This window comes from Clostridium tertium, assembly GCF_017873245.1.
In the GTDB taxonomy this organism is placed as follows: domain Bacteria; phylum Bacillota; class Clostridia; order Clostridiales; family Clostridiaceae; genus Clostridium; species Clostridium tertium.
Genome location: NZ_JAGGJY010000006.1, coordinates 53,794 through 66,034 on the forward strand (window position 1 = coordinate 53,794; position 12,241 = coordinate 66,034).

The following is a 12,241-nucleotide window of genomic DNA, read 5'->3' on the forward strand; positions in this document are numbered from 1 at the left end:
GGGAGGAATAAAAATGGATATATCATTAACTCAGGCAATTTTAATAGGCTTAATTACTGCATTTTGTTATGCAGGACAATTATTAGGTATTTATACAAATCGTTCAATTGTTATGTCATTTTTAGTTGGACTTGTATTAGGGGATATTCCTACAGCACTAACATTTGGTGCATTAGCTGAATTAGCATTTATGGGATTTGGAGTTGGTGCTGGTGGTACAGTTCCTCCAAACCAATTAGGACCTGGAATCGTTGGAACAATAATGGCTATTACTTTAAAGAATCAAGGAGTTACTCCTGAATCAGCATTATCTTTATCATTCCCATTTGCTGTATTATTCCAATTACTTACTACAGCTGTATATACTGCTTTTTCAGGAACAACAGAAACTTCTAAGAAATTAATAGCTGAAGGCAAATATGAAAAGTATAAGTTAGTTGCTAATGCTACATTTATAGGTTTCTTAGTTGTTGGATTTATTGTAGGCTTTGCTTCAGCTGTAAGTTTACCAGCATTACAAGCATTTGTAGATGTATTACCACAATGGTTAATTAAAGGATTCTCAGTTGCCGGTGGTCTTATCCCTGCAATAGGATTTGCTATGATAATGTCAGTTATGCTTAAGAAGGAATATATTCCATATGTTTTATTAGGTTATATTTGTGTTTCATATTTAGCATTACCAACTATGGCTACTGCGTTAGTTGGAGCAGTATTTGCAATAATAATGTATAACTTAAACACAAAGAATGTAGAGGTTCAAGCATCTAGTGCTTCAAATGTGGTTGTAGAAGAGGAGGATTTTTCAAATGGAATCTAAAAAGCCAGTATTAACAGCAAAGGATTATTTAAACGTTACTTTAAGATCTTATTATTTACAAAATGGATTTAACTATAACTCATATCAAGGAACAGGATATTTATTTGTAATTTTTCCAGCATTAAAGAAAATTTATAAAAATGATCCAGAAAAACTAAAAGAAGTTTCAATGGAAAATATTGAATTCTATAATACTAATCCTCATATGTTACCATTTATAACTAGTATGCATTTAGCAATGTGTGACCATGGTGAAGAGATTGAAGATACTCGTAGTATAAAGATGGCTTTGATGGGACCTTTAGCTGGAATAGGGGATTCAATAGCACAATTTGGTTTAGCACCATTATTCTCAACTATTTTTGCTGGTTTAGCTATGGATGGTTTATCTTTTGCTCCAATGGCTTTCTGGATAACTATGATTGTTTCATTACTAGCAATTAAGTTATTAATGGGACATTTAGGATATAAACTTGGAACTAATGTAATTGCTACTTTAAGTGAAAAGATTGGTCAAATTTCTAATGCAGCAAATATAGTAGGTGTTACTGTAATTTCAGCTTTAGCAGTTACATTTGTAAAAGCAAAGATAGGTATTCAATATGCTACTACTCTTGCTTCAGGAGAGGAACAAATAGTTTCTATTCAAACAATTTTAGATAAAATACTTCCAAATATGTTACCTGCAGTTATTACTATTGCTGTATTTACATTAGTAAAGAAATATAAATGGTCAACATATAAATTATTAGCTTTACTATTTGTATTAGGTATAGGACTTTCATATTTCGGAATTCTAGTATAGGGGGACTTTAAATGTATAAATTAGTGGTTGTAGGACATGGTAATTTTCCAAGTGGAGTTTTATCATCAGTATCTTTATTAGTTGGAGAAAATGAAAATATTATTGGACTTGATTTAGATGCAAATGAAACTCATGAAGGTTTTGAAAATAAATTAAAGGAAATATTAGATAACAATGATAAGGTTATAGTTCTTGCCGATTTAACAGGTGGAGCACCTCATCAAATAGCAGCTCGTTTAATTTTAGAATCTTCAAAGTTAAATCAATATATTATTTCAGGAATTAATCTTGCTTTAGTTGTAGATTTAGCAATGAAATGTTGTTTAGGAGAAGTAGAAGATGAGGATATTCAATCTGAATTATCAAACTCCATTAATGAAAGTAAAGATACAACAGTATTAATATCTAATAGGATGATGTAAAAATGAGTACCGAAAAAATAATTTTTATAGTATTAATTATTATAATATTCTTCGTTTATTATATTATCTCATCAATGCTTAAATATAAGGGAATTAGAGAGAATAATGAGAAGCATTCTAAATTTCTTGATGAACTTATTATCGGAGATAAAGTAGTTTTGAGTTCTGGTATTTTGGGAACGTTAAGGGAAAAGAATGAAAGGGGCTACTCCGTTGAAATAAGTAAAGGTATTATAATAAAAGTTCTACCATCTAGTATTATAGGAAGAAGTTGAGGATATTAAATTATGATAGCTTTTGATTTAGTTAATAAATATAGTAATGATTTTTTAGGGGATAATTGGAGAAGGATTGTTAGGGAAAATTGTAAGAAAGAAATAAAAAGAGCAAAGTTTCAAGGCGATTTACTTTGTCGTAACGTAATAATTTATAATGATCCTATGGATATGGAAGCAACATCTGTTCCTTATATATTTGATGGAGTGGATTGGAACAAAACCGCTAATTTTGACCCGGAATGGACATTTATGCTAAGTCGTAACGGATTTATGGTAGATTTAGCAATTTCATATAGGCTTACTGAAGATAAAAAGTATTTAGAAAAATGGAAGGAATATCTTTTTAGTTTTATAAAGTATAATGGAAATCCTTCAGATTATAATAAAGATACCTGGCGTACTCTAGATACAGGGATAAGATTATCTAATTGGATGAGAAGCCTGATATATTTAGGAAATGATTTAGAGTTATCAAATGAAGAGTTAGAAAAATTTGAAGAGTCATTAAAAATACACTTAGAATTTTTATATGAAGCTTATAAACCAAAAGAATTGTTAAGTAATTGGGGCATATTACTTATTACAGGTGTACTTTCAGTATCTATTTTATTCCCTGATTTAGTAGATGAAGAACATAGAAAATGGGCATGGGACCTGTTAGAAAATCAGCTTAATATACAATTTTATCAAGATGGAATACAGTGGGAACAAAGTCCTATGTATCACCATGAAGTTGTATTAAGTATAACATATGTAATGATGCATGCTGAATATACAAAGCAATATATACCGTTAGATATTAGAGAAAAATTAAAGCCTTTAGTTGCTGCATCTCAATTTTATATAAAACATAATGAAAAATTACTTTCTTTAAACGATAGTGATAATGTTGATTTTTCATATGTGTATAGTATATATAGATGCCTTGGATTGTCATCTGAGGCTCCTTCTAAAAATGAGAAGGGAATTTTGTTTGTTGGAAGTATGTATGAAAATAAGTATATAGACTCTAAGAATGTTTCGGTTAACGGCTGTTTTAAACAAATAGATAGTGGATTCTTGGCATATAAGGATAATAATCATTTAATAACATTATTTAATGGTAGACATGGAAGTGCTCATGGACATGCATCTCTTGGAAGTATGACTATTACTTTAAATAAGACTGATATAGTAGGGGATCCGGGAAGATTTACTTATAGAAATGACTCCCCACTAAGAACAGGTTTAAAAAAACAATGGATGCATAATACTGTTGATGTTGATGATAAGGAAGATTTTAAGATTAGTGGAGATTCTTCATATGACGAAGTTCAAGATCCAATAGGAAGTATCTATAATCAAAAAGGAAATTATATAGCCTTAGAAGGAATATGGTCAGGAAAGGCTGATATGACAGAAAAAGAAAAGATTGAAAATTCAAAGAAAAACTTATACACAATAAAAAGAACAGTTTTTTTAGAAAATAAAATGAATGTCGTATTAGTATTTACGGAAATTGATTATCCTGGTGAACATAAATGGCGTTCAATTTATAATATTGAACCAACAGCGAGATGCATTTATGAAGAAGAAAAAAATGTGGTTCAATCTGAAAATATGAGCTTTATAGTAGATGTTTTAGAAGGAGACCCATTTGTAAAGACAAAGAGTATTTTCTCTAATAAATACAATCATCTATGTAATAATGATAAATTAGTATCTAGTTCTTCATTTATAGATAGAGGGGTTAAGGTAGAAGCTTTTTATGAAAAGAATACTATTAATATAAGACCTCTATATGTTCATCAAAATGGTAAATCTGAACAAGCTGAAAAGGACAAGATGATCGGATTTGAAGTAAAGAGTTTAAAGGATGATGAAGAGTTTTCAATATTCTATTGTGGATTTGATACATTCAAAGGAAATAAAATCTATTATAGCGAAAAGGGTCAAGGAATATTCGGTAAGTTAACTATTTTTGATAAGGATAATAAAAGAATTAAACTTTTATAAAAGTAGCTTTAATTCATAGTAAAAAGGAGAATAATAAAATGTTAAAGGTTCAATTGATTTCAGGAAATGGAGAAGTTATTAAAGAAGCATTTAGTGAAGACCGTGTATATTTAGGTTACAAGGGAACTCTAGATGATGGAGCGTCAGTAAAAATTATTAACTCTAATCCCGGAGAATATTTATGGGTTAAGATAAACAAGTGTATTGACAAATCATTAGTTTATTTTAGAGGTACTGAGATGCATTATGTATTTCCTTTTACTGAAGAAGCTAAGGTAGCTTATCCAGTTGGAGCGTTTGAAGGCGATAGGCATTATTTTTCAGTTGAAAGACCTACTAAAGAGGAATTAATAAAGTATAGAAATGTAGCATTGAATCCTGCAGATCAAAAGAACGGAACAGGTGTTTATCCTCATGCAATAGCAAATGTTGAAACTAGAAATGAATCGGTATTCTTTGCAAGTAATGCAATAGATGGGATTTGTGTAACTGATGGACATGGAAGATGGCCATATCAATCTTGGGGAATAAATAAACAAAAGGATGCAGAGATAACTGTTGAATTTGGAAAAGAAGTTTTAATAAATAAAATAGGTTTATTCTTGAGAGCTGATTATCCACATGACAGTTATTGGACAAGCGTTAAATTATCATTATCAACTGGTAAAGAAATGATATTAAAAACAACTAATAGTTCAGAGTGTCAGTATTTTGACATTCCACTATCTAAAGTTGAATGGATAAGGTTGTCAGATCTAATAAAAAATGAAGATGAGTCAGAGTTTCCTGCGTTAACCCAAATAGAAGCATGGGGATGGATAGATGAAATTTAAATTGTTTTATTGATCAATATTAATTATATAGTAATTAATAAATAAAATAGATGAAAATTAAAAGTTAACATTGCAAAGGAAAAATAGATTAAAAGGTGCCTAAGTAATTGGGCACTTTTTGTATTATATATAAGTTACTTTAAATAACTTTCAATAAATATATATAAATAAATAAATATAAGTAGTGAAGAAGATAATAAAAAATAAAAAAGCTATAGTTCTCACTATAGCTTATAACAATCTAAAATTATCTTCTATTTTGTTCTTTTTTTGCTCTTCTACAAGAAATACATCTTGTTGGTTCGTTATCGAATCCTTTTTCTTTATAGAATTCTTGTTCTCCTACTGAAAAAATGAATTCGCTTCCGCAATCTCTGCATGTTATTGTTTTATCTGACATATATAGTCCTCCTAAAATTAAAGATTCTAATTTGATAATAATCTCTAATTTATGAGAAACTAATTATCGAAATGAAACTTTTTTGTTTTGTTAGCAACTTGCTACTCATTTATAATAACATGGATATAAATATAATGCAATAGTATTTGTAAAAAATATTAATTATTTTTTGAAAATTTTAAAATAATTATATATTATATATAAAATTATTACAAATATGTATGATGTTAAAAAATAAAAGGAAACTTGGGAATGCATTGATCCAATATCATTTACAACTGGAGAAATGAAAAAGAGATATGGTTTCATTTATGTAGATAGAAATAATGATGTTAGTGGATCACTTAAAAGATATAAAAAGAAATCTTTTGACTGGTATAAGAAAGTAATAAAATCTAACAGAGAAGTTTTATAATAATAATGTAATAGTAGACTGAGGAGATTTGAAACTTTCGTCTAGATATTGAGAAAAGAGGAGTATAATTACCACAAGGGAGTCGCGTTTCGCGACCCCCTTGTGGATTATTAATTATCAAATGAATAATCAATATTTAATGTGTATTATTTATTATTTTTTATATTACATAGGTATGATTAATTGAAGTAGAAATAAGTACTTTTAAAACCATAGTTTAATTTGGTAGTCATAAGGATGTCAAAATACCTATAACTATTGCTAGTGGTAATAGTGAAAATAATATTGATTTAATACACAAATAATGAGGTTAATTGAAAATGAAAGTTTTATAGAGATTCTTATTAATAGTGATGATTCTCAAAAGCTTATGTTTTGAAAAAGATAAAAAATATAAATATTCAGAAAAAATAAAAAAATGTATTGCGAATTAAGGAAAAAATTAGTATAATATATATGAAAATAATGTAATGTGTTTGTTTTAAGTTAGCGTGTAATCAATTAAGTTTGAGCATTAGCTGAAAAGGATTTATTATCCTTTTCAGCTTTTTTTATGCAATAATGTTATAAAAAATAATCAAATTATGAAAGAAGCCAAGTCGAAGCACAATTATAGAAAAATCAAACTTATATATGTTCATTTTGTAAGAGCAAATACATGACAAGAAAAATTTAAGGAGGAAAGAGGTAATGATAAAGAAATCGAAAAGATATTTATCAGCAATGCTTACAGGGGCCATATTATTATCAAATATGTCAGGCACAATTAGTGTATCGGCTGAAACTCTATCTAATGGAGTGCAAACTGTTGAAGTTACTACATTAGAAAATACTGAGTATGAAATTTATCCATCACCACAAAGTATAGAGTATGAGGAAGGAAGTTTTAGTTTTGACAATGGTGTAAACGTTGTTTATGAATCTGGTATAGATATTTATACTAAAGCTCGTCTTGAAAATGAAATTTTAAAAGCTAATAATATTGGATATGAAGTTTCATCATCTAATGCAGTTATTGATGGAAAAACTAATATTTTAGTAGGTATTGAAGGCTCTGGTGAATTTGTTGATAAGTATGCAGAGAAATACACTTTATCAACAGAGAATCTTTTTAGTAAAATTGATTCTTATTTCTTAGCCGCTGACAATAACATTATTACTGTTCTTGGAAAAGATACAGATGCAGCTTTTTATGGGTTAACAACTTTATATCATGTAGTAAATCAAATAAATAATAATAGAATAAGGAATTTTAAAATTGAAGACTATGCAAATGTAGTTACTAGAGGATTTATAGAAGGGTACTATGGAAATCCATGGTCAGTAGAAGACAGAAGTGATCTTATGACTTATGGTGGATATTATAAGTTAAATGCTTACTTTTATGCTCCTAAAGATGATCCAAAGCATAGAGTTCAGTGGCGTTCTCTTTACACTGAAGATGAGCTTACATGGATTAAACAGTTAGCTGATGCAGGGAATGCTTCTAAGTGTAGGTTTGTATATGGAATTCATCCATTCCCAGGAAATGATCCTTTTGGAATTAATAAAAATGAAGATGGATATCAAAAGGATTTAACTGATTTAAAAGCTAAGCTTAAACAAGTTATAGATCAAGGTGTTAGGCAAGTTGCTATACTTGCAGATGACTTTGCTAATCCAGGTGGAGAACTTGGGCTTAGATTAGTAAACGACATAACTACTTGGTTAGAAACTGAAGTAAAGTCACAATATCCTGATATGAAAACTACATTACCGTACATTCCTTTTGATTATATGGGAAATGGATCAAGTAATGAGTTCACTTCTTTAAAAAAAGCTCCAGAAAATGTACAACTTGTTATGACTGGTGGAAGAATTTGGGGGGAAGTAACTCAAAACTTCTCACAAACATTTAAGAATAATACAGGCAGAGCACCATATTATTGGATTAACTGGCCATGTTCAGATAACTCTAAGAAACATTTAATAATGGGGGGAAATGATACATTTTTACATCCAGGAGTAGATCCAACACTAATTGAAGGAATAATGTTAAATCCAATGCAACAATCAGAAGCTAACAAATCAGCGCTATTTGCAGTTGCAGATTACTCTTGGAATATTTGGGAGACTAAAGCAGAGGCAGATCAAAACTGGAATGATTCATTTAAATATATGGATCATAATACAGCTATAGAAACTGAATCTTCAGCTGCTTTACGTGAAATTAGTAAGCACATGATAAATCAAAATATGGATAGTCGTGTTACTGCATTACAAGAATCTATCGAATTAGCTCCAAAATTAACAGCATTCAAAGAAAAATATGATTCTGGTGCACTTGTTAAAGAAGATGCATTAGCATTAATTGAAGAATTTACAAAACTTAAAGATGCAGCAGATTATTATAAAAATAATCCAGGAAATTCAAAGACAAGAGATCAAATAATTTACTGGTTAAATTGCTGGGAAGATACAACAACAGCAGCAATTGGATACTTAAAAGCTATTATTGCAAATGAAGAAGGAAATAATAATGATGTTTGGACAAATTATTCAGAAGCACAAGCTGCATTTGAGAAGTCAAAGTCTTATGGATTCCACTATGTAGATCATACTGAATATGCAGAGGTAGGTGTTCAACATATTGTTCCATTCATAAAAACTATGGAACAAGCTTTAGCTCCAATAGTTTCTGGTATAGTAGATCCATCTAAGGTAGTTGCATCTGTTATAACTAATAGATCAGATGTTCCAGCTGGAAACTTATCAAATGTTTTAGATAACAATCCTTCAACTGAAGTTGTTTATAAGAATCCGAATACTATAGTAGCAGGAACTTATATTGGTGTTAAATACAATAAAGTAATTAATATTAAAGACATAGAATTTTCATTAGGTGCTATTTCTAATCCAAATGACACAATGCAAGAGGCTAAGCTTCAATATACAGTGGATGGTAGAGAATGGATAGATTTAAATGAAGAAGTTTATACTATGCCAAGTAAAATTACTGTTGATGGTTTAAATCTTGATGCAATGGGAGTTCGTGTGATTGCAACTAAAGATAGATCAAATACATGGTTTGGTGTTAAAGACATAATAATTAATAAAGATGATATTGTAGAAGAAGAACCTGGAATAAATGCAACTATAATAAGAACTCCAGGATGGCAAGGAATATATGCAGGATCTGAAGCTAACTTATTAGATGGAAATGATTCTACAGATGTTTGGTATAAAACTCATACAGGAGATATGAGTTATGCAGGAGATTATATTGGATTAGATTTAGGTTCAGTAATTCCAGTAGGAGATGTTAGATTTGTTGTTGGAAGAAATGGTTCGGGAGATAAGTGGACTAGTTACAAATTAGAATATTCAACAAACAATCAAGATTGGACAACATTTAAAGAATATACAGGAAAAGACAGTGGACAAGATATAATTGAAGAAAATCTTGAGGGAAAAGAAGCTAGATATGTTAGATTAACTAACAAGGAAGATGCACATAAATGGGTAATATTCTCAGAAATTAGTGTGAAAAAGCAAGGTTCAGATGTATCAACAAAGAATGTTTATACAAATACCGATTTAGAACTTGCATCAATTTTTGAAAATGAGGAGTTAACAAAATTAGTACCAAAAGAAAATATAACTTTACATGCTAATGAATATATAGGAATTAAATTAGATAGAATTAAAGACTTAAGTGAAATAAATTTAGAAGTATCGAATATAGATGGATTAACATTACAAACATCTATGAATGGATTAGAGTGGACTAATGTTAATTTAGAGTCAAGAAGTAATTTACAAGATGCTAGATATGTTAGATTAATAGCTAATAAAGAGGTTACTTTCAATTTAAATAAATTTGAAGTTAAATCTAATGAAATTTATGCTCCATCTATAGTAGAATCATTTGTAAAAATTAATGGTAAAGTAGAAAGCATATTTGATAAAAACTTTAATTCATCAGCATCATTTGATTCTTATCCAAGAAAAGATAGTGGTATAGTATTTGATCTAGGACAAACTATGAATATAAGTAATATTACTTATGCTGTTCTAGATACAGAAATAAATTATCTAAGAGATGCTAAATTCCAAATATCTTTAGATGGAAAAGAATGGACAGATGTAATAACTATTGGTGATGGTATAGAAAATGATGATAGTGATATTAATTCTAAGCCAGTTGATGCTGGATATGATCATGGAGATAGTACTACTATAGTTCCAATTTCTCATGCTTTTGTAAAAGGTGAATTAGATTCAGCTAAAGAAGCAAGATATTTAAGAATACTATTTACTGCAAATTATATGCATAGATGGGTTAAAATAAGCGAAATCTTAATTAACGATGGTGAATATGTTCCAGCTGTAAATGATCCAACTTTTGTTTCTAATCCAATAGAGGTAGAAGGATTTGGCCCACAAAATATTAAGGATGGCGATTTAACTACAGCATATAAACCAAATACTAATAATGGACAAGTAAAATCAGGAAGCTTAACATATCGTTTATCTGAAAATACAGATGTTAAGAAGATAAATATTGTTCAAAGTGGCAATGGTATTTCGAATGCTAAAGTTATGGTTAGAACTGGATATGATGAAGATGGACAAGAACTTTGGAATGAACTTGGAACACTAGATAAGAGTTTAAATGAAATTCTAAATACTAAGTATGATAACATCTATGAAATAAGAATTGATTGGGAAGGGGTAGCTCCTACTATATATGAAATAGTTACAATCAATAATTATGATATACCAAATATAACTGATTTAGAAGAATTAATAGCATCTTCTGAGGAGTATATAGCAGAAAACTACACAGCAGGAAGTTTTGCTATATTTACTGAAGCTTTAGAAACAGCAAAATCTACATTAGATAATTTAGCAAGTGTAAGTCAATCTGATATTGATAAAGCTAAAGAAGATTTAGTAAATGCAATAACTGGATTAGTTGATATTCAAGATTTAAAAGCTGTTATTAATAAAGCAAATGCTATTATAGGTAGTGATGTAGAGTACACAGAAGCAACATTCAATGCTCTTAAGGAAGCTTTAGAAGTTGCAAATACTGTTTTAGCTAATGCTGATGCAACAAAAGATATGGTAACAGAAGCTATAGACAATGTTGATAAAGCTATCGATTCTTTAGTTGTAGTTGAAAATAAACCTGCAAATAAAGAACAATTACAAGCTTTAGTTGATAAAGCAAGTTCAATATCAGAAGAAGATCTTTCAAAAGTTGAAGATGAATCATTAGTTGCTGAATTTAAAGAAGCTTTAGAAGAAGCTAAGGCTATACTAGCAGATGAAGAAGCAACACAAGAAGTTATAGATGCATCAGTAGCTAGATTAACTAAAGCAATAGAATCTTTATCTTTTGAAAATACAGATAAAGGAGCTTTAACTGATTTAATAGAAAAGATAATGAACTTAAATAGTGAAAACTATACAGAAGAATCCTGGAATGCCTTAAAAGATAAATTAGAAATTGCAAAGAAAGTTCTTTTAAATGAGAATGCAACTGAAGAAGAAGTTTCAAAAGCTTATGCTGAATTATTTAAAGCTTTCTCTGAATTAAAAGTAAAACCAAGCAAAGAAAGACTTGAAGCTTTAATAAATAAAGCAGAAGTTTATAAGAAGAAGGATTATACAAAAGAAAGTTTTGAAGTCCTTAGTGAAAAATTAAAAGTAGCTAAAAAAGTATTAAAAGATAAAAATGCTACAGAAGCTGATATATTAAAAGCAGAGCTTGAATTACAAAAAGCAATAGATCAGCTAGTAGTAAGAGACAATAATAACAATAATAATGGTAGCAATAACAACAGTAACAATGGTAATAACAATTCTAATAATGGTAGTGGTAATTTACCTATAACAGGAGGAACTTCATCACTTGCATTAGTAGGAATTGCAGTAACACTTATTGGTGCTGGAACTGTACTAAGAAGAAGAAAGTAATTTGAATTTTTCTGAGCCCCAGGATGATTTTCCCTTGGGGCTCAATTATTTATAAATTGAAATTATGAAAATTCTTAGATAAATCTATAAATTTCTAACAGGTTTAGTAAACAATTACATGAGACGGAAAAATAATGATATAATTTAAAATATGTAATAAAATGGATTAAAAAGTATTAGGAATATTAAATAAATAAGATTTATATTTGATTAATTATTTTTAAACTATTGTATAAATAAAATGGAGTGAAAAGATTTTAAAGTATATAATGTATATTATTTTGGATGAAACGGTAGAAAAATAAAGAA

General features: G+C 29.0%; 8 protein-coding genes and 1 pseudogene. 8 read left to right on the top strand and 1 reads right to left on the bottom strand.

From position 1 onward, the window contains the following. Positions 1-13 precede the first annotated feature (13 nt). Genes J2Z25_RS08470 through J2Z25_RS08495 form a run of 6 tightly spaced genes read left to right on the top strand, consistent with a single transcriptional unit; the run spans position 14 to position 5,153 of the window. Positions 14-820, top strand: a complete 807-nt coding sequence (locus J2Z25_RS08470) for a PTS mannose/fructose/sorbose/N-acetylgalactosamine transporter subunit IIC (protein WP_008680606.1) — start codon at positions 14-16, stop codon at positions 818-820. Next, positions 810-1,625: a PTS system mannose/fructose/sorbose family transporter subunit IID gene (locus J2Z25_RS08475; RefSeq protein ID WP_097033197.1), complete on the top strand. Its 816-nt coding sequence runs from the start codon at positions 810-812 to the stop codon at positions 1,623-1,625. Before J2Z25_RS08470 ends, J2Z25_RS08475 begins: the two co-directional genes overlap by 11 nt. An 11-nt stretch (positions 1,626-1,636) precedes the next feature. Continuing rightward, the gene (locus J2Z25_RS08480; protein WP_008680602.1) at positions 1,637-2,047 is read left to right on the top strand and encodes a PTS sugar transporter subunit IIA; all 411 of its coding nucleotides are present in this window, start codon (positions 1,637-1,639) and stop codon (positions 2,045-2,047) included. Positions 2,048-2,049: 2 nt separating this feature from the next. Next, the gene (locus J2Z25_RS08485) at positions 2,050-2,322 is read left to right on the top strand and encodes a preprotein translocase subunit YajC (protein ID WP_209739747.1); all 273 of its coding nucleotides are present in this window, start codon (positions 2,050-2,052) and stop codon (positions 2,320-2,322) included. 12 nt (positions 2,323-2,334) lie between these two features. Continuing rightward, positions 2,335-4,320, top strand: coding sequence for a heparinase II/III family protein (locus tag J2Z25_RS08490; RefSeq protein ID WP_209739750.1), 1,986 nt, complete (start codon positions 2,335-2,337; stop codon positions 4,318-4,320). Positions 4,321-4,358: 38 nt separating this feature from the next. Continuing rightward, positions 4,359-5,153, top strand: a complete 795-nt coding sequence (locus J2Z25_RS08495; protein WP_209739752.1) for a hypothetical protein — start codon at positions 4,359-4,361, stop codon at positions 5,151-5,153. Between the two features lie 247 nt (positions 5,154-5,400). On the opposite strand, the gene J2Z25_RS08500 is transcribed toward J2Z25_RS08495, so the two are convergent. After that, positions 5,401-5,553, bottom strand: coding sequence for a zinc-ribbon domain-containing protein (locus J2Z25_RS08500; RefSeq protein WP_008680595.1), 153 nt, complete (start codon positions 5,551-5,553; stop codon positions 5,401-5,403). A 244-nt stretch (positions 5,554-5,797) separates the two neighbouring features. Between J2Z25_RS08500 and J2Z25_RS08505 the strand changes: the two are divergent. Together J2Z25_RS08505 and J2Z25_RS08510 are read left to right on the top strand one after the other, a co-directional pair. Next, positions 5,798-5,968, top strand: a pseudogene (locus tag J2Z25_RS08505) (family 1 glycosylhydrolase); the annotation flags it as partial. Positions 5,969-6,658: 690 nt separating this feature from the next. Further along, complete coding sequence (locus tag J2Z25_RS08510; protein WP_209739754.1) at positions 6,659-11,932, top strand: glycoside hydrolase family 84 protein; 5,274 nt, start codon at positions 6,659-6,661, stop codon at positions 11,930-11,932. Positions 11,933-12,241 lie beyond the last annotated feature (309 nt).